Origin of the sequence: Streptomyces sp. NPDC127129 (assembly GCF_042671585.1) — a bacterium.
Classification (GTDB): Bacteria; Actinomycetota; Actinomycetes; order Streptomycetales; family Streptomycetaceae; genus Streptomyces.
Window position 1 is genome coordinate 260,485 of record NZ_JBHXTV010000005.1, and the last position, 23,092, is coordinate 283,576.

The window sequence follows — 23,092 nt, forward strand, 5'->3', positions numbered from 1 at the left end:
CATGACGAACACCGAGAAGACCGTCAACCACTGGATCGGTGGCAAGACCGTCGAGGGCACGTCGGGCAACTGGGGCCCGGTCACCGACCCGGCCACGGGTGCCGTGACCACGAAGGTGGCGCTGGCGTCGGTCGACGAGGTCGACGCGGCCGTGGCCGCGGCGAAGACCGCCTTCGAGACCTGGGGCACGGCGTCGCTCGCGCAGCGCACCACCATCCTCTTCAAGTTCCGGGCGCTGCTCGACGCCAACCGGGACGCCATCGCCGAGCTGATCACCGCCGAGCACGGCAAGGTGCACTCGGACGCGCTGGGCGAGGTCGCCCGCGGTCTGGAGATCGTGGACCTGGCCTGCGGCATCACCACCCAGCTCAAGGGCGAGCTGTCCACCCAGGTCTCGAACCGGGTGGACGTGGCCGCGATCCGCCAGCCGGTGGGAGTGGTGGCCGGCATCACGCCGTTCAACTTCCCGGCGATGGTCCCGATGTGGATGTTCCCGATCGCCATCGCGTGCGGCAACACCTTCATCCTCAAGCCGAGCGAGAAGGACCCGTCGCCGTCGCTGAAGATCGCGGAGCTGCTCGCCGAGGCGGGCCTGCCGGACGGCGTCTTCAACGTCGTCCACGGTGACAAGGTCGCCGTGGACCGGCTCCTGGAGCACCCGGACGTCTCGGCGATCTCCTTCGTGGGCTCGACGCCGATCGCCCGGTACATCCACACCACCGCCTCCGCGGCGGGCAAGCGCGTCCAGGCGCTCGGCGGCGCCAAGAACCACATGCTGGTGCTGCCGGACGCGGACCTGGACGCGGCGGCCGACGCCGCGGTCTCGGCCGCGTACGGCTCGGCCGGTGAGCGCTGCATGGCGATCTCGGCGGTCGTCGCGGTCGGCGCGATCGGCGACGAGCTGGTGGAGAAGATCCGCGAGCGCGCCGAGAAGATCAAGATCGGCCCCGGCAACGACCCGACCTCGGAGATGGGCCCGCTGATCACGGCGGTCCACCGCGACAAGGTCGCCTCGTACGTGAAGGGCGCGGCGGACGAGGGCTGCGAGGTCGTCCTCGACGGCACCGGCCACACGGTGGACGGGTTCGAGGACGGGCACTGGATCGGCCTGTCGCTCCTGGACCACGTGCCCACGACCGCGAAGGCGTACCAGGACGAGATCTTCGGCCCGGTGCTCTGCGTGCTGCGCGCCGAGACGTACGAGGAGGGCGTCGCCCTCATCAACGCCTCGCCGTTCGGCAACGGCACCGCGATCTTCACCCGTGACGGCGGCGCGGCGCGCCGCTTCCAGCTGGAGATCGAGGCGGGCATGGTCGGCGTGAACGTGCCGATCCCGGTGCCGGTGGGCTACCACTCCTTCGGTGGCTGGAAGGACTCACTCTTCGGCGACCACCACATCTACGGCAACGACGGCGTCCACTTCTACACCCGCGGCAAGGTCGTCACGACCCGCTGGCCGGACCCCTCCGAGGCCCCGGCAGGCGTGGACCTCGGCTTCCCGCGCAACCACTGACGGCGGGCGCCCGACGGGCGCCACAGCCTTCGGAACCCCCGGCCGGACCTCGACGGCCGGGGGTTCCCGCTCTCCGGGGCCGCCGCCTGCTACCGCACCGGCTCCAGGAACTCGAGCCGGTTGCCCACCGGGTCCTCGGAGTAGAAGCGCTTGTGGCCCGGCAGGTTGTCGTCCCAGACGACCAGGGCGTCGCGTTCCTCCAGGCGGGCGGCGTACTCCTCGATCCCGGTGACGCGCAGCCCCGGGTGGGCCTTCTTCGCGGGACGGAAGTCCTCCTCGATGCCGAGGTGCAGCTGGACCGGGCCGGCCTGGAACCAGCAGCCGCCCCGGGCCGCGAGCACCGGGGGCTTGGCCACCTCGACCATGCCGAGCACCTCCCCGTAGTACCTCCGCAGTCGGTCCTCGCTGCCGGGTGGGGCGGCGAGCTGTACGTGGTCGACGGCGACGAGCATCCGGTTCTCCTTCTCGGCGGCGGACGACGGACCTGCGGCCCGCGGCCCCGGGCCGTGAGCCCGGAGCCGGGCCCCATCCTGTCGTCCCCGCGATCCGCCGCCGACACCGACCGCCCGAGCCGTAAAACCACTGGCCCCCGGTGTGCGCCACGGCGCACCCTGGGGGCCATGTCCGTCGCTCCGCCCACACACCAGATCCGCGCCCTGCACACCGACTCGACGGTGACCGTCTACCAGGCGTACGACCCGTCCATCGGCCTTCCGACGGCCCGGGAGGGCCGCTTCCCGCCCGCCTGGAAGCGGGACCGCATGACGTGGATCAAGCCCTCGTTCCTGTGGATGATGTACCGCTGCGGCTGGGGTCTGAAGGAAGGCCAGCAGACCGTCCTCGCGATCGAGATCACCCGCGAGGGGTTCGAGTGGGCGCTGCGCAACGCCTGCCTCTCCCACTACGTCCGGGGTTTCCACCCCGACCAGGACGCCTGGAAGCGGCAGTTGAGGCAGTCCCCGGCGCGGGTGCAGTGGGACCCCGAGCGCGATCCGCGGCTGGCGGCCCTTCCGTACCGCTCCCTCCAGCTGGGGCTCGCGGGGGAGGCGGCGCGGCGGTACGCGGACGAGTGGACCGTCTCGGTACGGGACGTCACGCCGCTCGCGCACGAGGTCCACGCCCTCGTGCGCGCGGGGCGGGTGGACGAGGCGCGCACGCGGATGCCCGAGGAGCGGCCCTATCCGGCGGGGCCTGCGCTCCTCGGGCATCTGGTGGCGTAGCCGCCTAGAAGATCGAGTGCAGCAGCTTGTTCGGGGAGCCCGACAGCGGGTTCTGGACCTTGCCGCTCGTGGCGTTGTTCACCAGTGCGGTGCTCACCTGCGCCGGGGTGGCCGCCGGGTTCGCCGAGAGGTAGAGCGCGGCCACGCCCGCCGTGTGCGGGGTCGCCATCGACGTGCCCGAGATGGTGTTCGTCGCCGTGTCGTTGTCCTTCCACGCCGAGGTGATGGAGACGCCCGGGGCGAAGAGGTCCACGCACGTGCCGTAGTTGGAGAAGGACGCCCGCTTGTCGGCGGAGTCCGTCGCGCCGACCGTGATCGCCTCGGGGACGCGGGCGGGGGAGTAGTTGCAGGCGCGGGCCGGCAGTCCGAGGAAGTTGCCGTTGCCGGCGGCGACCGCGTACGTGACGCCCGAGGCGATCGAGCGCTTCACCGCGTCGTCGAGGGAGGTGTTCGCGCCCCCGCCCAGGCTCATGTTGGCGACCGCGGGCTTGACCGCATTGGCCGTGACCCAGTCGACGCCCGCGATGACGCCGGCCGTCGTACCGGAGCCGTTGCAGTCCAGGACGCGTACCGCCACCAGCTTCGCGCCCTTGGCGACGCCGTACTTCGCGCCGCCGACCGTGCCCGCGACGTGCGTGCCGTGGCCCTGGCAGTCCTGCCCGTTCTGGCCGCCGCCGACGGTGTCCGTGCCCACCCGCGCCCGGCCGCCGAACTCGCTGTGCGAGGTGCGGATGCCGGTGTCGATGATGTAGGCGGTCACGTTCGAGGCCTGCGTGTTGTACGTGTACGTGGTCGACAGCGGCAGATCACGCTGGTCGATCCGGTCGAGACCCCAGGTCGCGCCGGGCTGCGTCTCGGCCATGTGTACGGTCGCGTTCTGCTCGACGTACGCCACGCGCGGGTCCGAGGCCAGAGCCGCGGCCCTGGCCTGGGACATCGTGGCCGAGAAGCCCTTCAGGACCGAGCGGTACTCGTGCTTCGGTGTCACACCCAGGTCGGCGGCGCGGGTCGAGCCGTCCTTGAGGACGACGATCCAGCTGTCGTCGACGGCGAGCGAGGCCGGGGCGAGGCGGAGGTCGCCGAGGGTCGCGCTCCGGGCCGTGGGGGAGGCGGCGAACTGCAGGCCGGCGGCGAGGGCGAGAACGGGGACGATCGCCACGGCGCGGCGGGGTATACGGGTCATGTGGTGGGGCACCTGAACCTTTCGTTGACCGGGTTACCGGCAAGTACGGGTGTGCGTGGTGCGCCACAGAGTCTCGTGTTGTCATGGGTCCTACAAGGGCACGTCGGCTCCCCTCACCGGTCCTTCACCTCGAACTCCCAGGTCAGCATCGCGAACCCGTCCTCGTCCCTGGCCCCGGCCGACCGGTACGTCCGCAACGCGGCCTCGTTGTCCGGATCCACGCCCACCCACACGTCGTAACAGCCCCGCTCCCGGGCCCCGGCCACCAGCGCCTCCGTCAGCGCCCGCCCCACACCCCGCCGCCGGTACCCCTCGTCCACCGACAGCTCGTACAGACACATCTCCACCCCCTTGTCCGGGTGGAGCATCTCGATCCCGGACACCAGCCCCGCGGGGAAACCGTCCTCCGCGTACGCGATCAGCATCAGATGCCCCCCGGCGGCGAGGAACGCCTCCGCCCACGACTCCCTCGGCGGTCCGTCGTAGAGATGCCCCGCCGCGAGCAGTTCGGCCACCGTCGTCGCCCGCCTGATCTCCATCCACGACCCCTCACCTCGCACCGCGCGTACCGCGCCTGGTGTACGGGACGGTACGGCGTACGACTCCAGGAGGCCGCCGATTTCCGCCCGTGGACAGCCGAGCCGCACGGACGGGCCGCCTAGGCTCGACACCATGCCACTCCGACTTCCCCGGTGGGCCGCGGTCACCGCCGCCCTCGCCGTGCTCGCGGGCGCCGGTACCTGGACCGCCGTCGCCTCCGACGAACCGCCACCCGTGCACCGCGCGGACCAGGTGCTCGACATGCCCGGGGCGCGGATCGACACCTCGTACTTCACCTCGGGCCCCGAAGCCGACCGCAGGCCGGCCGTGCTGCTCGGCCACGGCTTCGGCGGTTCCAAGGACGACGTCCGCGCCCAGGCCGAGAAGCTCGCCCGCGACGGCTACGCCGTCCTGACCTGGTCGGCGCGAGGCTTCGGCGCCTCGACGGGAGAGATCGGGCTCAACGACCCCGACCACGAGGTCGAGGACGTCCGGCGGCTCGTCGACTGGCTCGCCGCGCGCCCCGAGGTCCAGCTCGACAAGGCCGGCGACCCGCGCGTCGGTGTCACCGGCGCCTCCTACGGCGGCGCGGTCTCCCTGCTCGCCGCCGGACACGACAGCCGCGTCGACGCGATCGCCCCCCAGATCACGTACTGGAACCTCGCCGACGCCCTCTTCCCGGACGGCGTCTTCAAGAAGCTCTGGGCCGGCATCTTCTTCTCCACGGGCGCCGAGACCGGCGCGCCGGCCGCCGCCGACCGGGGCGCCGGCCGCGGCGCCGCCGGGAGCGCCGGGACCGGGAAGGCCGGGTGCGGGCGGTTCACCGCCGAGCTGTGCGCCATGTACGAGAGCGTGGCCGTCTCCGGGAAGCCCGACGCCGCCGCCCGTGCGCTCCTCGAAGCCCGCAGCCCCTCCGCCGTCGGCGACCGGATCAAGGTCCCGGCCCTCATCGTCCAGGGGCAGAGCGACTCCCTCTTCCCGCTCACGCACGCCGACGCCATGGCGAGGACGATCGCCGCCAACGGCGCGCCCGTCGCCGTCGACTGGATCGCGGGCGGCCACGACGGCGGCGACCGCGAGACGGAACGGGTCGAGGCCCGGATCGGCGCCTGGTTCGACCGCCACCTCAAGCAGGACAAGGGCGCCGACACCGGCCCCGCGTTCCGCGTCAGCCGCACCGGCGGGGTCGACTCCACCGACGGCCGGGCACAGCTCCGCGGGGCGAGCTCCGACCACTACCCGGGGCTCACGGGCGACCCGCTCTCCGTGCCGCTCGACGCCGCCCGGCCGCAGACCTTCGCCAATCCCGCCGGAGCGGGCCCGCCCGCCATCTCGGCCGTCCCCGGCATCGGCGGCGGGCTCTCCCAGCTCTCCTCCCTCGGCGTCGGCTTCTCGCTCGACTTCCCCGGCCAGTACGCCCGGTTCGACGCCGGGCCGCGGGCCGAGCCGGTACGGATCACCGGCACGCCGACCGTCCGCGTCAAGGTCACCTCGGACAGCCCGGACGGCTCGGCCGTCCTCTTCGCCAAGGTCTACGACGTCGGGCCGGACGGCCGGCAGCAGGTGCTGCCCGCACAGCTCGTCGCACCCGTCCGTGTCGAAGGCGCCGCGAAGGGACGGAGCGTCGCGCTGACCCTGCCCGCGATCGACCACGAGATCGAGGCCGGCCACCGGCTGCGGCTCGTCCTCTCCGCCACCGACCTCGGCTACGCCTCCCCGGCGACACCGGCCGGCTACACCGTGGCCGTCGAGTCCCCGCTGACCGTGCCGACGGCGCCCGCCGTCGACACCCAGGCCGCCGCCCTGCCCTGGTGGGTGTGGGGACTGCCGCTCGCCGGCGCCCTGATCGCCGCCGCGCTGCTGCTGACGTCCCGGCGCCGGACCGCGGCTCCCGCCCCGGACCCCGAACTCGCCGCCGTACCGCTGCAGATCACGGGCCTGACGAAGAAGTACGCCAAGTCCTCGGACCGGTACGCCGTGCGGGACCTCTCCTTCCGGGTGGAACAGGGACAGGTCCTCGGACTGCTCGGGCCCAACGGAGCCGGAAAGACCACCACCCTGCGCATGCTCATGGGCCTGATCACCCCCGACGACGGGGAGATCCGGGTCTTCGGGCAGGCCATCCGCCCCGGCGCACCGGTCCTGTCCCGGGTCGGCGCCTTCGTGGAGGGCGCGGGCTTCCTGCCGCACCTCTCCGGGCGGGACAACCTGGAGCTGTACTGGAAGGCCACCGGCCGCCCCGCGCAGGACGCGCACATCGAGGAGGCCCTGGAGATCGCGGGCCTCGGCGACGCCCTGGCCCGCGCCGTACGGACGTACTCGCAGGGCATGCGGCAGCGGCTCGCGATCGCCCAGGCCATGCTCGGCCTGCCGGACCTGCTGATCCTCGACGAGCCGACCAACGGACTCGACCCGCCACAGATCCGCGAGATGCGCGACGTGATGATCCGGTACGCGGCGCAGGGCCGGACCGTCATCGTCTCCAGCCACCTCCTCTCGGAGGTCGAGCAGTCCTGCACCCATCTCGTGGTGATGGACCGCGGGCAGCTCGTGCAGGCCGGCCCGGTCGGTGAGATCACCGGCGCCGGGGACGTCCTGCTCGTCACGCTCGGGGACACCGTCCCCGACCCGCTCGTCGACAAGATCGGCGCGCTGCCCGGGATCGGTTCGGCGGTACGGACCGAGGGCGGGCTGCTGGTCCGTCTCGACGGTGCCGACACGACCGCCCTGATCGGCGAACTCGTCCGGCTGGACGTGCCCCTGACCGGTGTGGGACCGCACCGGCGCCTCGAGGACGCGTTCCTGACCCTGATCGGAGGTGGCTCCGCATGAGCACGGACACCCGGACCCGCGACGGAGGACCGGCGGGGCTCGTGGAGACCGCCGACGGCTATCGCGCACGACGCACCCTGCCGCTGCGCGTCGAAGCCGTACGGCAGCTGAAGCGGCGCCGCACCCTGGTCATGGGCGCGGTGCTCGCCGCACTGCCCTTCATCCTGATCATCGCCTTCGCCATCGGCGGGGATCAGGACGGCGACGGCGGCAACGGCCGCGTCACGCTGATGGACACGGCGACGGCGTCGGCGGCGAACTTCGCCGCGACCTGTCTCTTCGTCTCGGCAGGTTTCCTCCTCGTGGTGGCGGTGGCCCTGTTCTGCGGGGACACCGTCGCCTCCGAGGCGAGCTGGTCCTCGCTGCGCTACCTGCTGGCCGCACCCGTACCCCGGGCCCGGCTGCTGTGGTCCAAGCTGGCCGTGGCGCTCGGCTTCAGCGCGGCGGCGATGGTCCTGCTGCCCGCGGTCGCGCTCGTCGCGGGCACGTTCGCCTACGGCTGGGGGCCGCTGAAGCTCCCCACCGGCGGCGCACTGCCCGCCGCCGAGACCCTGCCCCGGCTCGGACTGGCCGTCGCGTTCATCCTCGTCTCCCAACTGGTCACCGCCGGGCTCGCGTTCTGGCTCTCCACGAAGACGGACGCGCCGCTGGGCGCCGTCGGAGGCGCGGTCGGTCTGACGATCATCGGCAACGTCCTGGACGCGGTCACGGCGCTCGGCTCCTGGCGCGACTACGTGCCCGCGCACTGGCAGTACGCGTGGGTGGACGCGCTCCAGCCGCAGCTGGAGTGGGGCGGGATGCTGAAGGGCACGGCGATCTCGGTGACGTACGCGCTGATCCTCTTCGCCCTCGCCTTCCGGGGCTTCGCGCGCAAGGACATCGTGTCGTAGGCCCACGGGAGGCCGGCCCGCATCCGGTCACAGCCACCCCCGTCGAGCCGCTTCCGCACCCGCGCGGAAGCGGCTCGTCGTGCCCAGGGCGTGCATCAGCTCGCCGACGCGCCGGCTGTACGTGCGGCCGGACATGCCGAGGCGGGCGGCGGCCGTCTCGTCCGTGAGCCCGGCGAGGAGCGCTTCGAGGACCGGCCGGAGCTGGGGAGGCAGCTGGCCGCGCGGCCCGTCCGTCGCCCGGGTCAGTTCCTCGCCCGCGTCCCAACTGGCGCAGTGGGCGCGGACCAGGGCCTGCACGACGACCGGGTCGCGGATCAGCAGCACCCCGTTGTACAGCAGCTCCAGATCGAGCGGGAGCGCCGCGACCGTGCGGTCGACGACGATCATCTTGAACGGGATCGTGTCCGTGAGCCGGGCGCTGCCCGGTATCCGGACCGCTCCCGCCACAAGGGGCAGGGCGTGGCGCGGCACGATCCGTCTGACCTCCGGGGCCCGTTCCGCCGCGGCCCGCATGCACGCTCCCGCCAACTCCAGGAACGGCTCGGGGATCGCACGGCCCACGGACGCGGCCGGGTCGTCGAAGGTCAGCAGTTCGTGCCGCGTCGAGGCGGCCAGCCCGGCCAGCGCCGCGCTGATCCGCCGCGTGCCACGGACGGGGCGTCCCGGAGGCCGCTGTGCCTCGGCCACCGCTCTGTTCATCGCCGATCGCGCGAGCATCACGGAGCCCGCAGTCTCTGCCACCGCTGACCACCCCCGCCCCATCGGTGTGCCACTCCATGTACGCATGCGACTGCACACGGTGACAACCCCTGTTGAGAAGACTGGCGAGTCCATGCCACGCGCGTCCGGCACGGTCTCCGTTGCCGCATCGAGATCCATCCGCAACTCCTTCGTCTGCTCCCGCACGGCCTCTCGGACGTCACATTCACAAGTGACGGACACCGAGGGGGAGATGACGTGAACCGACGACACCGCGCGCGGCTGGCGGCCGGGATCCTGGCCGCCGGACTGGCCCTGACGGGCTGTGGGGCCGGCGAGAACCACGACCGGACGTCGAGCCGGGAGGGCGGCGGCAACCACGCGCCGGACGCGCCCGGGTTCGAGGCGCCCCGGCCGGACGCGGGCCGCGAGGACGCCCCCGAGGGCGAGCAGCGGTCCGCCCGCCCGTCCGCCGACTACCTCTCCACGTTCGCCCTGGACGTGGACACCGCCTCGTACGGGTACGCCCGCCGCACCCTCGCCGAGGGCCGGCTGCCCACCCCGGCGTCCGTACGGCCGGAGGAGTTCGTCAACAGCTTCCGCCCGGACTATCCGCGCCCCGAGGGCGACGGGTTCAGCGTGACCGTCGACGGTGCCAGGACCGACGACGAGGGCTGGTCGCTCGTCCGGGTCGGGCTCGCCACCGCGGCCGCGGAGCGGCAGGGCGAACGCCCGCCCGCCGCCCTCACCTTCGTCGTCGACATCTCCGGTTCGATGGCCGAGCCCGGCCGCCTCGACCTGGTCAAGAAGTCCCTCGGCATCCTCACCGACGAGCTGCGCGACGACGACTCCGTGGCCCTGGTCACCTTCAGCGACGAGGCCGAGACCCGGCTCCCCATGACCCGGGTCAAGGGACAGCGCGAGCGCATCCACGGCATCGTCGACGAGCTGGCGACCGCCGCCTCGACCAACGTGGGGGCGGGCGTGCGGACCGGGTACGACGTCGCCGTCCAGGGGCACCGCGAGGGCGCCACCAACCGGGTCGTCCTGCTCTCCGACGCCCTCGCCAACACCGGTGACACCCAGGCGCAGTCGATCCTGAACCGGATCGACGAGGAGCGCCGGGAGTACGGCATCACCCTCTTCGGGGTCGGCGTCGGCAGCGAGTACGGCGACGCGTTCATGGAGCAGCTCGCCGACAAGGGCGACGGGAACACCACGTACGTCTCCACGACCGAGCAGGCCCGGAAGGTCTTCGTGGACCAGCTGCCCACCAACGTCGAGCTGCGCGCCCGCGACGCCAAGGCGCAGGTCGCCTTCGACCCGGAGACCGTCGAGCGGTTCCGGCTCATCGGCTACGAGAACCGGGACGTCGCCGACGAGGACTTCCGCAACGACCGGGTCGACGGCGGCGAGGTCGGCGCGGGCCACACCGTCACCGCGCTGTACGCCGTGAAGACCCGGCCCGGCCGCACGGGCCGGCTGGCCACGGCCACGGTCCGCTGGCTCGAACCGAAGAGCCGCGCGCCCCACGAGAACTCCGGGAGCGTCACCACGAGCGCGCTCACCGGATCGCTCTGGGCGCCGGGACACGACAGCCTGCAACTGACCGCCGTCGCCGCCTACTTCGCCGACCGGCTGCGGGGCGGCGAACTGCCGGGCGCGCCCCGGCTCTCGGTGCTCGCCGAGCGCTCCGGGGCGATCGCCGACCGGTCGGGCTCGAAGGTGGTGAGGGAGCTGACCGACGCGATCCGGCAGGCGGACAAGCTGCTCGGCCGGGAGGCCGGCGCGGAATCGGGTGATCCGTACAGCGGCTGATCCATAAGCCCTGCGCGAGGGCGGGGATCCGGCCATGATGGCCCCATGGCCACCACGTTGCTCGCCCTCGCCGTCGCCTCCACCGGCCTCTACGCCGGGTTCATGCTGATCTTCCTGACCGGGATCATGCCCGCGCTGGCGAGGCTCGACGACGTCACGTTCGTCGACGCCATGCGGCGGATCAACGAGTACGTTCCCAAGGCGGTGTTCCTGGTCGTGTTCCTGGGTGTCGTCGCCTTCCCGCTGGCCGCGTTCCTCGTGGCGGTCGACGACCGCTCCGACACCCAGCGGTGGCTGATCCTGGCCGGCCTCGTCTGCGCGTCCCTGAACCACCTGGTCACCGTCGCGGGCAACGTCCCCCTCAACAACGCGCTGGCCGCCTCGGAGCGCACGGGCGAGCCCGCGTCCGCCGTCCGGGCGGCCTTCGAGAAGCGCTGGAACAGCTTCCATCTGATCCGCACGGTGCTGATCCTCGCCGCGTTCGGGCTGCTGATCGCGGCCACCCTCAACTGAACCCGGCCGGAGTCCTCCCCGGGCAGGCCGTGACCGGTCCCGTCGCGCGGGACGCATAGCCTGGCCACCATGAACCTCCGCGGAGAGCTGCCGGTCGTCGGGGTCGTGGCCGCCGGCGGGGCCATCGGCTCGGCGGCCCGCTACGGCGCGTCGCTCGCGTGGCCCACCCCGGCCGGCGCGTTCCCCTGGACCACCTTCACCGTCAACGCGACCGGCTGCGCGGCGATCGGCGTCCTGATGGTCCTGCTCACCGAGGCCGCCACCGCGCCCCATCGGCTCCTGCGGCCCTTCCTCGGGACGGGGATCCTCGGCGGCTTCACCACCTTCTCCACCTACGCCCTCGACGCCCAGCAGCTGCTGGGCAGGGGGGACGCCGTCCGTGGCGTGGCGTACCTGGGGGGCACGGTGGTCACGGCGCTGGCCGCCGTGTGGGCCGCGACCGCGGCGACCCGTGGCGCTCTGGCGCGGAGGCTCCGGTGAACTGGCTGCTCGTCGTCGCCGGCGCGGTCGTCGGCGCGCCCCTGCGGTACCTCACCGACCGTGCCCTGCGGGCGCGCCGCGACTCCGTCTTCCCCTGGGGCACCTTCACGGTCAACGTGGTCGGCTCCTTCGTCCTCGGCCTGCTCACCGGCGTCTCCTCGGCCCACGCCCGGCTGCTCCTCGCCACGGGCCTGTGCGGGGCCCTCACGACGTACTCCACGTTCTCCTACGAGACGTTGAAGCTGTACGAGAGCGGGGCGAAGGGGTACGCGGCGGCGAACGTGGCGGGGAGCCTGGCGGCCGGGCTCGGAGCCGTGTGGCTGGGAGTGGAGGCCGCAGGGGCCTGGTGAGGAGCCGCACTCCGGTGGCAAGGTGCTCCCACGACGACCTCCGAGGGGCGGTACCCGCACATGAGCTGGGCGGACTTCCAGTACGAGATCTATCTGAACGGGCTGACCGGCACGGTTCCCCGGCTCCCGACGGATCTGACGCGCCTGGAGGAGCTGGCCACCGCCCGGCTCGGCCCCGGCCCGGTCGGCTACGTCGCCGGCAGCGCGGGCGACGGCTCGACGGCGCGGGCCAACAGGGCGGCGCTCGAACGCCACCGGATCGTCCCGCGCATGCTGCGTGACGTGCGCGAACGGGACCTGTCCGTCGAGCTGTTCGGCCGTACGCTGCCCGCACCCGTCGCCCTGGCGCCCGTCGGCGTCCTGTCGATCCTGCATCCCGACGCCGAGCCCGCCGCGGCCCGCGCGGCGGCGGCGCGCGGGATCCCGTACATCCTCTCCTCCGCCTCCAGCACGCCGATGGAGCAGGTGGCGGAGGCGATGGGGGAGGGGGAGCGGTGGTTCCAGCTGTACTGGCCGAAGGACGTCGAGGTCGCCCGTTCGTTCCTGCGCAGGGCCGCGGCGGCGGGCTACACGGCCCTCGTGGTCACCCTCGACACCCCGTTGCTCTCCTGGCGGCCGCGCGATCTGGACCAGGCGTATCTGCCGTTCCTGCACGGGGTCGGGACCGCCAACTACTTCTCCGACCCGGCGTTCCGGGCGGGTCTGGCCAAGCCGGTCGAGGAGGACCCGAACGCGGCCGTCATGCACTTCGTGTCGATGTTCGCGGACCCCGGCAAGACCTGGCCGGACCTGGCGTTCCTGCGTGAGAACTGGGACGGCCCGATCGTCCTGAAGGGCGTCCTGCACCCCGACGACGCGCGCGCCGCGGCCGACGCCGGCATGGACGGCGTCGTCGTCTCCAACCACGGAGGCCGCCAGGTCGCCGGCGCGATCGCCGCCGCCGACGCCCTGCCCGCCGTGGCGGACGCGGTGGCCGACCGGCTGACGGTCCTCTTCGACAGCGGCGTGCGCACGGGCGCCGACATCGCCAAGGCCCTGGCGCTGGGCGCCTCCGGTGTGCTCGTCGGCCGTCCCTACGCGTACGGTCTCGCCCTCGACGGCGGTCCGGGCGTGGACCATGTGATCCGCTGTCTGCTGGCCGAACTCGACCTCACCCTGGCCCTGTCGGGCCACGCGACCCCCCGCACCCTGACGCGGGCCGACCTGTCGGAGGCCGACACGCGCGGCGTCTGAGCCGCGCGGTGCCGCCTGCTCACAGCTGACCACTTCTGTTCGCCGAGTGCTTCCTTGGCGTCAAGATTTATCTTCCCTAAAAAAGAAGTGGTCATTATTATCTTATGGTGCCAGGACGTGAACCATGGAGGGGGCGCTATGGATCTGAAGGTGCTGGGCTTGCTCACAGTCCAGGAGAGCGGGACACCCATCGTCCCCGCCGAGGCACCGGCCCGTCAGCTGCTCGCACTGCTCGCGGCCCATGCCGACCACATCGTGCCGACGGCCGTCCTGACGCAGGAGCTCTGGCCGCAGGGCCCGCCGCAGTACGCGGGGGAGATGATCGAGACCCACGTCCGGCGGCTGCGCGAGCTGATCGACGCCGCGCTGGGCCTCCGCCGGGAGGAGGCGGCGGGCGCGCCCGCCGCGGCCGGACGCGCCACCGCGCGGGACGTCCTCGTCACCCTGTCCGGGGGCTACCGGCTCGCCACCGGAGGCGGCACCTCGGACCTGCGCGTCTTCCAGCGCTCGGCCGGCGCGGGCTACCGGGCCATGGAGCTGGAGGACTACGGGACGGCGGCCGAACGGCTCGGCGAGGCCCTGGAGCTGTGGACGGCCGACGCGTTCACCGGAGTGGTGACCGGACCCCATCTGCGGGCCCACATCGCCCGCCTCGAACAGTCGCGGCTGCGGGCCCTCGACCAGTGGGTCGAGGCGCAGCGCAGGCTCGGCCGCCGGCACGACCTCTACACCGGCCTGTCCGTCTTCCTCTCCCGGTTCCGCAACTCGCCCTCCCGGTACGAGGCGATGGTGACGGAGCTGGAACGCGGCGCCGACCGCGGGCGTGCGGTGCGGCCGTATCTGGAGGCGGCCGCGAGGGTTCGCGTCGGGAGCGTGCTGCACGCGACGCGCCACCCGCTCCCCGCCCGTCGCCGCCTCCCCGTCGCCAGTTGACCGGAAGATCACCGTCGAACTAGTTTCGGACCGATAACGGGCGAAACGCGCACGACGGGCTGGGGGCTCCCACATCATGACGGTTTCACGCAGCCATGACTCCGGCCTGATGGCCGTCCTCGAACTCCTCGCCGAGCAGGCTCCGTCGGGCCGGTTCGACGAGGTGCTGCAGCGAGCCCGGCGCGACGGCGCCACGGATCAGGAGCTCGCCCGCCTGGAACGTGCCGTGCAACTGGCCCGTGGCGTACAGGCCTGGCAGGGGCAGCGCCGCCAGCGCGAGGACGGCCTGGCCGACCTCGTGGACACCGCGCGGGACCTGACGTCCCCCCACGACGTGGAGTCCCTGCTCCAGGTGGTCACCCGGAGGGTCAAGCGGCTCCTCAACTTCGACATGACGTCCATCGCCCTCCTGGAGCCGGAGGGCGACCTGCGCGTCTACGTCTCCGACGGCTCGACCACCGCGCTCGCCACCGGCCACACGATCACCGCCCCCTACGGCCTGGGGCACCCCACCCTCGCGGCCAGGGCACCGCTGTGGACGGCCGACTACCTCGACGACGACACGCTCGCGCACGACGAGAGAGCCGACGAGGTCGTACGGGCCGAGGGACTGCACGCCATGATGGCCGTGCCGATGTGCAACGGCGACCAGATCGTCGGGGTGCTCTACGGCGCCGCGCGCTCCGTACGCCACTTCAGCCCGGACGAGATAGGACTCGTCTGCTCCCTGGCGGCGCTCGCCGCCGTCGCCATCGAGCGGGCCGGCAGCTTCGAACAGGCCAGGGGCGAGGTCGGCCGGCTCGAACTGGACGGCTTCCGCACCCGTACGAGCCTGGTCAGACTGCAACAGCTCAACGAGGCCCACAGCCACATCCTCGGCCTGCTCCTCGCGGGCGCCGACCTCACCGCCGTGGCGAAGGCGGCCGGCGACGCGCTGGACTCGGCGCTGCAGCTCCGGGACCCGGCCGGGCGGCCGCTCGCCACCAGCGGCGACCTCGGCGAACCGGACGAGCAGGCCGTGGCCGAGGCGGCCCTGGACGCCCACGCCCATCTGCGGCCCGTCGTCACCGCCCGGGGCACCTGGGTCGCCCCCGTCACGGCGGGCGCGGAAGACCTGGGCGTGCTGGTGCTGCGCCCGACCACGGCGCTGGTTGGGGAGGACGAGGGGCTGCTCCAGCTCACCGCGCAGACCTTCGCGATCCAGCTCCTCCTGCGGCGCAGCACGGCCGTCGCCGAAGGACCCGTACGCGACGACCTGTTCGACGAACTCCTCGCGGCCGGCAACGGCGCCGGGCACCAGACGCACTACCTCGTCCAGCGTGCGCGCCGCCTCGGCATCGACCTCGAGACGCCCCACGTCCTGCTCGTCGTCCATCCCGAGGGCGGCGAACAGGGCCGGGCCGTGGTGTGGGCCTCCTCCTACGCCCACCGGATGACCGGGCTCAAGACGGTCCACAGCGGCAACATCGTGCTCCTGCTGCCCGGAACGGACGCCTCGGCCGCGGCCCGCGCCGTGGCCGGCCAGCTGCCACCGCTGCTGGGCCACCCGGTGTCGGTGGGCGCGGCCGGACCTGGCCGGGGCGCCGCCGACATCGGCCGGATGCACACGGAGGCCGTGCGCTGCCTGGACGCGCTGACCGCGCTCGACGGCGCGGGCGGCACCGCCTCCGCCAAGGACCTCGGCTTCCTCGGCCTGCTGCTCTCCGACGACCACGACGTGGACGGCTACATCCGGTCCGCGATCGGCCCGGTCCTCGACCACGACCGCGAGCGGCTCACCGACCTGACCGGCACCCTGGAGTCGTACTTCGCCTCGGGCTGCAGCCAGGCGGGCGCGGCCGAGGTGCTGAACGTCCACCCCAACACGGTGTCCCGGCGGCTCGACCGCGTCACCGACCTCCTCGGTGACGCGTGGCAACAGCCGGGGAGAACACTGGAGGTGCAGCTCGCGCTGCGGCTGCACCGCTCCCGCGAGGTACTGCGCAGACAGCGCCGGACGGCCGCCGACGCCGCGGACGCGAGGCACGCCACGCGGGCCCGGGCGGACGCCGCCGACACCACCCACGCTCAGGCGGACGCGAGTTCGGCCGGGCGCCCCCTCTCGGAGTCACCGTCGTAGCCACCGCGGAACCCCTCCCCGGAGCCGTCCCCGGAGCCGCCCTCGTAGCCACCCCCGGACAGCACGACGGCCGCGTGCGCGGCGGAGGCCAGCGTCATGTGCCGGTGCCAGCCGCGGAAGGAACGGCCCACGTAGTCCCGTAGCCCGGTCTCCTCGCCGACGCCCACGAAGTCCGTGTCCACGCGACGGGTGAGCTTGGTGAGGCGCAACAGCGGACCGGGGCCCGGCTGCGTCATGCCTGTGAGCCACAACGCGGACGGCGGACGCGACGGGTCGTCCCACTCACCGAGCAGGGACAGTCCGCGCGTCGCCCCGTAAGGATCCGACAGCGCCACCGGGACCATCGCGGCGAGCGAGGTGCGCGGGGCGAGTCCGGCGGCCGTGTCCTGCCACGGCACCGGCCGGCGAACCCCCTTGACCAGCTGCAGGATCCGCTGAGCCGGCAGCGGACCGCCCCGGAAGCCCGGCATGGCACGGTCCGCGACGGACAGCCGCTGGGTGCCGCTGATCCGGAGGAGGAAGGGGACACCGGCCGCCGCGAGCGGAGCCACCGCCGCCGACACGTCACCGTCCCGCAGATCGATCAGGACCGGTCTGCGCGGCCCCCAGCGGCGAGCGGCCTCCAGGGCGACCGCGACGGCGCACTCCTCCGGGCTCTCGGCCCCCGCCTCCGCCGGAACGCCCGCCCGGTCGCGCAGCCTGTGGTCGTGCACCCACTGGTCCGGCAGGACCAGGCGCCAGTCGACGGGCGCGCTCAGCTCCGGCGAGGCCATCCACACCCCGAAGGCCTGCTGCCCGCGGAACGTCTGGCGCTGGTGCGGGGCGAACCCCCGGTCGACACCGACCGAGTGCTCACCGGTCTTGGGGATCGACATCTGGCGCACCACCCAGGCCTGGACCGCAGTCCTCCGCTCCAGATGGGCGGCCAGCGCGGCGCGCAGCGGCTGCCAGTTCCAGGTGGAGTCGGCGATGAAGTGATGCAGCGTCTGCTCGGAGGCAGGCGCCCCCAGATGGGCCGCGATGTTCCGCGCGGTCTTGCGTCCCTCGGTGGTGAGCAGCCCGCGCAGATACTGCTCCCCGCGCTGCCGCTGGTCCTTCCTCGGGAAGGAGGAGAACAGCGTGGCGCAGAGTTCGGAGACGGCGTCGTCGGCCATGGCCGGGTCGGTGAGGCGCCGGTTCCGGCGAGGCACCGGCAGCGGGCGGACCGGGTCTCGTCGCCTGATGACAGCTGTGTTCACGACACTCCAACCATGGGGGACGACCTGCTCTTCTGCCCTCCCACGATCGCTCCGGGAGGGGCCCGCGGACGAGGTGTCCACGGCACCCCCCTCCCGTCGCCAGTGCGTGCCGGACCACTGGTGATTCAGCCATCCGACGAGCCGGCGGACCCGACGGCGGACCGCGCTTCGACAGGGCTTTGACAGCGCTTTGACCGGATTCCGGCGGGGTGTGGCCCGGCCACCACGAGGGTCCGGTGGGTGCGTGGTCGCACACCGCCGAAGGCCCGCCGAGCGACCAGCGGGCGGCCCGTCACCGGATCTGGAGGTTGTCGAGGTACGACTGCACGTTGCGGCGGGTCTCGGGCACGCTGTCGCCGCCGAACTTCTCGACGACCGCGTCCGCCAGGACCAGCGCCACCATCGCCTCGGCCACGATCCCCGCGGCCGGCACCGCACACACGTCGGACCGCTGGTGATGCGCGACCGCGGCCTCACCGGTGGCCGTGTCGACCGTCGCCAGCGCACGCGGCACCGTCGCGATCGGCTTCATCGCCGCCCGCACCCGCAGCAGCTCACCCGTCGTCAGCCCACCCTCCGTACCGCCCGAACGACCCGACGCACGCCGGATACCGTCCTCGGTGTTCACGATCTCGTCATGGGCCTGCGAACCCGGCACCCGCGCCAGCTCGAAACCGTCACCGACCTCCACACCCTTGATCGCCTGAATCCCCATGAGCGCGGCGGCGAGCCGTGCGTCCAGCCGCCGGTCCCAGTGCACGTGCGAACCCAGCCCGACCGGCACGCCGTAGGCGAGGACCTCGACCACACCACCGAGCGTGTCGCCGTCCTTGTGGGCCTGGTCGATCTCCGCGACCATCGCCTTCGAGGCGTCCGCGTCCAGGCAGCGCACCGGATCGGCGTCCAGCTTCTCGACGTCGGCGGGGGTCGGGTAGACACCGTACGGAGCCTTCGCCGCCGCCAGCTCCACCACATGCGAGACGATCTCGATCCCCGCCGCCTCCTTCAGGAACGACCGGGCCACGGCGCCGAGGGCGACCCGGGCCGCGGTCTCACGCGCCGAAGCACGCTCCAGGATCGGACGGGCCTCGTCAAAGCCGTACTTCTGCATCCCGGCGAGGTCGGCGTGACCCGGACGCGGCCGGGTCAGCGGGGCGTTGCGGCCGGTCTCCTTGAGCTCGGAGGGGTCGACCGGATCGGCCGACATCACCTTCTCCCACTTCGGCCACTCCGTGTTCCCCACCATCACCGCGACCGGCGAACCCAGCGAGAGACCGTGCCGGACACCGCCCAGGAACGTGACCTCGTCCTGCTCGAACTTCATCCGCGCGCCACGCCCATGGCCGAGACGCCGCCGCGCGAGGTGGTCCGCCACCAGCTCCGTGGTGACCGGGACACCGGCGGGAAGACCCTCCAGCGTCGCGACCAGCGCGGGACCGTGCGACTCTCCGGCTGTCAGCCAGCGCAACCTGCTCAACGGAGCTTCCCTTCCACGTGGGCCATGTCTTCCTCAGATCCCTTCTGCGGCCGGGAGGTGCCGGCCGGCCGTCGGTACGGAGTGGCGGGGGAAGAGCCGGTGCAGCTCCTCGTGGAAGCCGGGGAAGGTCTTCGCCACACAGCCGGGGTCGTCGAGCGTGATCCCCTCGGACCGCAGACCCAGGACGGAGAACGCCATCGCGATGCGGTGGTCGCGGTGGCAGACGATCCGCGCCGGCGCGGGGGTGCCGGGGTGGACCGTGATCCAGTCGCGGCCGGTCTCGGCCCGGATGCCGAGCGCGCGCAGGTTGCCCTCGACGGCGGCGATCCGGTCCGACTCCTTCAGGCGCGCGTGCCCGATGCCGTTGACGGTGATCGGGGCGTCGGCGAGGGGCGCGATCGCGGCGAGCGTCATGAAGGTGTCCGAGATCTCGCCCATGTCGACCGTGAACCCGCCCTTGAACACCCCGGTGCCGGTCACGGTCGTCGCCTCGTCGGTGGTCTCCACCCGGGCGCCGGTGCGGGCGAGGACCTCGGTGAAGCGCAGGTCGCCCTGGAGGCTGCCCCGGCCGAGACCGGGCACGCGCACGCTCGTCCCGGTGACCGCCGCGGCGGCGAAGACGTACGACGCCGTGGAGGCGTCGGGCTCGATCGGCAGATCGGCCCCGCGGTAGCCCGTCGGCCGGACGGTGAACTCACCGGGCGCGGCCTCGTCCACCTCGGCGCCGAAGCGCCGCATCAGGGCGATCGTCATGTCGATGTACGGTCGGCTGACGAGCTCCGGCACGGTCAGCGTCAGTGTGCGGCGCATCAGCGGGCCCGCCATCAGCAGCCCGGTCAGGAACTGGCTGCTGAGCGTGGAGTCCACGGTCAGCGCGCCGCCGTCGAGCCCCTGCGCGCGCACCCGCAGCGGCAGGCGCCCGCCGGGCCCGGTGGTGACCTCGGCCCCCAGCCGCCGCAGGGCGTCGGCGAGGGGGGCCACGGGGCGCGCGGTGAGCTGGTCGGAGCCCTCGAAGCCGAAGTCGCCGTGGCCGGTCGCGGCGAAGGGCGGCAGGAAGCGGGCCGCCGTACCGGCGTCCGCGCACCAGGCGGTTCCCGCGCCGACCGGGCCCTGGCCCAGGCCGGTCACGTTCCAGACGCCGTCGTCGTCGGAGGAGTCGATACGGACGCCCAGCCCGCGGAGTGCCTCGCGGAAGGCCGTGGTGTCGTCGCTCACCAGCGGGGCGCCGAGGGCGCTCGTCGAATCGGCGGCGGCCGCGAGCAGCAGCGCCCTGTTGGTGAGCGACTTCGACCCCGGTATCCGGGCGTTCAGGGCGGGGGTCGCCGGTACGGCGATGGTCATGGCTGTCCTTTGCGATTACGGCCGCCGCGTGCGCGGCGGCCCGGGAGGGATCGCCGCACACCCCGGGCGTTCCGACGGCCCCCCCGCCCCGTGCGGCCGAGGTACGGAAGGCCGCCCGCGGTCAGCCGCCGGCCACCTCCGCGAGGAGTCCGCCGATGATCCGGGGCCCGTCCACGGTCAGTACGGACTCGGCGTGGAACTGCATGGACACGAAGCGCGCCGCCCGCAGACCGTGCACCTCGCCCGTCGCCGGGTCACGGCTGACCTCGACGCGTCCGTGCACCGGGTGCTCGAACGCGTCCCCCGCCGAGTGCGCGGCGAAGGTGTTGTAGAACCCCACCCGCTCCCGCGCGCCGAAGAGGTCGATCTCGTGCTGTGCGCCCTGGTTGGGCGTCGGCCGGCGCACCAGGTCGAGGCCGAGCAGGGTGCTGAGCACCTGGTGGCTGAGGCAGACCGCCATGAACGGCCTGCGCTCCTCCAGGAGCTGGGCCACCGCGGACCGCAGGTGCGCGATCTTCGGGTCGTTCGTCTCGCGCGGGTCTCCGGGGCCGGGGCCCATCACGACCAGCTCGTGCTCGTCGAAGCAGTACCGCTCGTCGAAGCGCCGTACGCTCACCTCGCCGCCCAGCGACCGGATCTGGTGGGCGATCATCTCCGTGAAGGTGTCCTCGGCGTCGATCACCAGCACCCGGCGGCCGGTCAGCGGACCGCCCGTGCCGTCACGCGTCGCCTGGTCCCGCAGCCAGAAGTCGGCGATGCGCTCGTTGCGTTCGTCGAGCGCCTCGCGGACCGCGGGGTGCGCACCGAACCGGATCGGCTCGGGGTCGCCGAGCGCGGCGAGCAGCCCGGCCGCCTTGGCCCGGGTCTCGTGCACCTCGGACTCCGGGTCGGAGTGGCGTACCAGGGTCGCGCCCACCCCGATCCGCATCATGCCCTCGTCGTCGATGTCGGCGGTACGGATCAGGATCGACGAGTCCAGGGTGCGGCCACCGGCGGCGTCGCGGCCGATCAGGGCGGCCACACCGCTGTAGTAGCCCCGGCCCTGGGGCTCGTACCGGCTGATGACCCGCGCGGCGCTCTCCAGCGGGGAGCCGGTCACGGTCGGGGCGAAGAGCGTCTCGCGCAGGATGTCCCGCACATCGCGGTCGGTCCGGCCCTCGATGAAGTACTCGGTGTGCGCCAGCCGCGCCATCTCCTTGAGATAGGGGCCCACCACCCGGCCGCCCTCCGGGCAGATCCGGGCCATCATCTTGAGCTCCTCGTCGACGACCATGTACAGCTCGTCGGCCTCCTTGGGATCGGCGAGGAACTCCATGACGCCGTCGAGGTCCGGGCCGGCCGCCGGGTAGCGGTAGGTGCCGCTGATCGGGTTCATCACGGCCGTGCCGTCGTGGACGCTGATGTGCCGCTCCGGAGTGGCGCCCACGAACGTCCGCTCGCCGGTGTGCACGAGGAACGTCCAGTACGCCCCCGCCTCCCGCTGCACCAGGCGGCGGAAGAACGACAGCGCCGCGGGCAGTCCGAACCCGGGCAGCCGTGCCGTGAACGAGCGCCGCATCACGAAGTTGGCGCCCTCACCGGTGCCGATCTCGTCCGCGACGACCCGGCGCACGATCTCCGCGTAGGCCTCGTCGTCGACGTCGAAGTGGCCGTCGGTCACCTTCACCGGCTCGTCCGGCAGCAGCGGGAGCGTCGCGCGCAGCGGCACCGAGGCCTGCTCGCGCACCGCCATCGCCAGCAGCGGCGCGCCGTCGTCGGGAGCGGCGAAGCCCCGCTCGGCGAGCTGACGGTACGGGATGAGGGTGAGCAGTTCCGTACGGGCGCCCGTGCCGTCGTGGCCCTGCGAGGGGAGGTCGAGGTCGGCGAGCGACGCGATCTCCGTCACGTCGCCGGCCAGCAGTTCCAGGGTGTCCGGGTCCACCGTCTCGGGCCGGTGCATCAGTGCGAACGCGCCGGCGGAGCCGTCGAGGATGCGTGTCAGGAGGTCCTGCGCGCTGTCCTGCCTTGCCATGGGGATTCCTTTCGGCGGTGGGGCGCGGTCAGAGCGCCGCGCCGCCCGCGTCGAGTTCGCTCAGCACGGTCTTGGCGGACACGACGCGGGCCGCGCGCTGTGCCGCGTAGTCGAGGGCGAGCCGGTGGTGTTCGGCCGAGAAGTCGGCCACGGCGTCCGCGACCAGGAAGGGCTTGATGTCGTTGGTGAAGGCCTCGACCGCCGTCATCAGGACGCCCACGTGCGCGTACACACCGCAGATGATCAGCTGGTCGCGCTGGTGGAACCGCATCCGCTCCAGCAGGTCGGACTTGAAGAAGGCGCTGTAGCGCCACTTCGTGAACGTCCAGTCGCCGGGACCCGGTTCGAGGGGCTCGACCACCTTGCGGTGCTCGGGCGTGGGCTTCATCCCCGGCCCCCAGAAGTCCTTCAGGAGTCCGCGCTGTTCGGGCGTCATGCCGCCGGGCTGCGCCGTGTACGCGATGGGGATGCCGAGCTCGGCGCACCTCTCGCGCAGCAGCGCGGTGTTGCCGACCAGGGCGTCGCCGGGAGCCTCGGTGCGCGGGAACGGCCTGAGGAAGTACTCCTGCATGTCGTGGAGCAGCAGGACGGCACGCCGGGGGTCCACGGGCCAGCTGACGGTGTTCTCCGGCAGCTCGCCCTCCTGGGGCATCGGATAGGGCTCGATCGGGGGGATACCGGGCATGGGCCGGCCGGTCCTCT

General features: G+C 72.9%; 20 protein-coding genes. 11 read left to right on the forward strand and 9 right to left on the reverse strand.

Features of this window, described 5'->3' with window-relative positions:
• Position 1: 1 nt before the first annotated feature.
• Positions 2-1,513 carry a CoA-acylating methylmalonate-semialdehyde dehydrogenase gene (mmsA, locus tag ACFVGW_RS12075; RefSeq protein ID WP_385851873.1) on the forward strand — a complete coding sequence of 504 codons (1,512 nt, stop codon included), beginning with the start codon at positions 2-4 and terminating at the stop codon, positions 1,511-1,513.
• An 89-nt stretch (positions 1,514-1,602) separates the two neighbouring features.
• Here mmsA and ACFVGW_RS12080 read toward each other — a convergent pair whose 3' ends face one another.
• A complete protein-coding gene (locus ACFVGW_RS12080; protein ID WP_383223809.1) occupies positions 1,603-1,965 on the reverse strand; it encodes a glyoxalase in 363 nt (120 codons plus the stop codon).
• Positions 1,966-2,133: 168 nt separating this feature from the next.
• On the opposite strand from ACFVGW_RS12080, the gene ACFVGW_RS12085 reads away from it, so the two are divergent.
• A complete protein-coding gene (locus ACFVGW_RS12085) occupies positions 2,134-2,733 on the forward strand; it encodes a DUF4291 domain-containing protein (RefSeq protein ID WP_385851874.1) in 600 nt (199 codons plus the stop codon).
• Positions 2,734-2,737: 4 nt separating this feature from the next.
• Here the strand turns inward: ACFVGW_RS12085 and ACFVGW_RS12090 are convergent, their stop codons facing one another.
• Positions 2,738-3,916, reverse strand: a complete 1,179-nt coding sequence (locus ACFVGW_RS12090) for a S8 family peptidase (protein WP_385851875.1) — start codon at positions 3,914-3,916, stop codon at positions 2,738-2,740.
• A 113-nt stretch (positions 3,917-4,029) separates the two neighbouring features.
• Positions 4,030-4,455 (reverse strand): GNAT family N-acetyltransferase, encoded by a 426-nt coding sequence (locus tag ACFVGW_RS12095; protein WP_385851876.1) that lies wholly within the window; start codon positions 4,453-4,455, stop codon positions 4,030-4,032.
• A gap of 133 nt (positions 4,456-4,588) precedes the next feature.
• Here ACFVGW_RS12095 and ACFVGW_RS12100 point away from each other — a divergent pair, with 133 nt between their 5' ends.
• A complete protein-coding gene (locus ACFVGW_RS12100; protein ID WP_385851877.1) occupies positions 4,589-7,288 on the forward strand; it encodes an alpha/beta fold hydrolase in 2,700 nt (899 codons plus the stop codon).
• Positions 7,285-8,178, forward strand: coding sequence for an ABC transporter permease (locus ACFVGW_RS12105; protein WP_385851878.1), 894 nt, complete (start codon positions 7,285-7,287; stop codon positions 8,176-8,178). The genes ACFVGW_RS12100 and ACFVGW_RS12105 overlap by 4 nt, the downstream gene beginning before the upstream one ends.
• Before the next feature lie 27 nt (positions 8,179-8,205).
• Here the strand turns inward: ACFVGW_RS12105 and ACFVGW_RS12110 are convergent, their stop codons facing one another.
• Positions 8,206-8,919, reverse strand: coding sequence for a DNA-binding response regulator (locus ACFVGW_RS12110; protein WP_385851879.1), 714 nt, complete (start codon positions 8,917-8,919; stop codon positions 8,206-8,208).
• 216 nt (positions 8,920-9,135) lie between these two features.
• Here ACFVGW_RS12110 and ACFVGW_RS12115 point away from each other — a divergent pair, with 216 nt between their 5' ends.
• From ACFVGW_RS12115 to ACFVGW_RS12145, 7 genes are all read left to right on the forward strand, one after another.
• On the forward strand, positions 9,136-10,695 hold the full coding sequence (locus tag ACFVGW_RS12115) for a von Willebrand factor type A domain-containing protein (RefSeq protein ID WP_385851880.1): 1,560 nt from the start codon (positions 9,136-9,138) through the stop codon (positions 10,693-10,695).
• A gap of 45 nt (positions 10,696-10,740) precedes the next feature.
• Positions 10,741-11,208, forward strand: a complete 468-nt coding sequence (locus ACFVGW_RS12120) for a DUF1772 domain-containing protein (protein WP_385851881.1) — start codon at positions 10,741-10,743, stop codon at positions 11,206-11,208.
• 69 nt (positions 11,209-11,277) lie between these two features.
• The gene (locus ACFVGW_RS12125) at positions 11,278-11,688 is read left to right on the forward strand and encodes a CrcB family protein (protein ID WP_385851882.1); all 411 of its coding nucleotides are present in this window, start codon (positions 11,278-11,280) and stop codon (positions 11,686-11,688) included.
• Entirely contained in the window at positions 11,685-12,038 is a 354-nt protein-coding gene (gene crcB / locus ACFVGW_RS12130; protein ID WP_385851883.1) for a fluoride efflux transporter CrcB, read from the forward strand. The genes ACFVGW_RS12125 and crcB overlap by 4 nt, the downstream gene beginning before the upstream one ends.
• A 60-nt stretch (positions 12,039-12,098) precedes the next feature.
• A complete protein-coding gene (locus tag ACFVGW_RS12135) occupies positions 12,099-13,271 on the forward strand; it encodes a lactate 2-monooxygenase (protein ID WP_385851884.1) in 1,173 nt (390 codons plus the stop codon).
• A 159-nt stretch (positions 13,272-13,430) separates the two neighbouring features.
• Complete coding sequence (locus ACFVGW_RS12140; protein ID WP_385851885.1) at positions 13,431-14,204, forward strand: BTAD domain-containing putative transcriptional regulator; 774 nt, start codon at positions 13,431-13,433, stop codon at positions 14,202-14,204.
• A 76-nt stretch (positions 14,205-14,280) separates the two neighbouring features.
• Positions 14,281-16,323 carry a helix-turn-helix domain-containing protein gene (locus tag ACFVGW_RS12145; protein ID WP_385851886.1) on the forward strand — a complete coding sequence of 681 codons (2,043 nt, stop codon included), beginning with the start codon at positions 14,281-14,283 and terminating at the stop codon, positions 16,321-16,323.
• Here the strand turns inward: ACFVGW_RS12145 and ACFVGW_RS12150 are convergent.
• The 5 genes from ACFVGW_RS12150 to ACFVGW_RS12170 form a co-directional block, all read right to left on the reverse strand.
• Positions 16,272-17,561, reverse strand: a complete 1,290-nt coding sequence (locus tag ACFVGW_RS12150) for an IS701 family transposase (protein WP_383223785.1) — start codon at positions 17,559-17,561, stop codon at positions 16,272-16,274. The two genes, ACFVGW_RS12145 and ACFVGW_RS12150, sit on opposite strands and share 52 nt — an antisense overlap.
• A 292-nt stretch (positions 17,562-17,853) precedes the next feature.
• Positions 17,854-19,038: a chorismate synthase gene (gene aroC, locus ACFVGW_RS12155; RefSeq protein ID WP_385851887.1), complete on the reverse strand. Its 1,185-nt coding sequence runs from the start codon at positions 19,036-19,038 to the stop codon at positions 17,854-17,856.
• A 33-nt stretch (positions 19,039-19,071) separates the two neighbouring features.
• Positions 19,072-20,379 carry a 3-phosphoshikimate 1-carboxyvinyltransferase gene (gene aroA, locus ACFVGW_RS12160; protein WP_385851888.1) on the reverse strand — a complete coding sequence of 436 codons (1,308 nt, stop codon included), beginning with the start codon at positions 20,377-20,379 and terminating at the stop codon, positions 19,072-19,074.
• A gap of 121 nt (positions 20,380-20,500) precedes the next feature.
• Positions 20,501-22,390: an anthranilate synthase family protein gene (locus ACFVGW_RS12165; protein WP_383295243.1), complete on the reverse strand. Its 1,890-nt coding sequence runs from the start codon at positions 22,388-22,390 to the stop codon at positions 20,501-20,503.
• Positions 22,391-22,418: 28 nt separating this feature from the next.
• Positions 22,419-23,075, reverse strand: coding sequence for an isochorismatase family protein (locus ACFVGW_RS12170; protein WP_385851889.1), 657 nt, complete (start codon positions 23,073-23,075; stop codon positions 22,419-22,421).
• Positions 23,076-23,092: the final 17 nt, after the last annotated feature.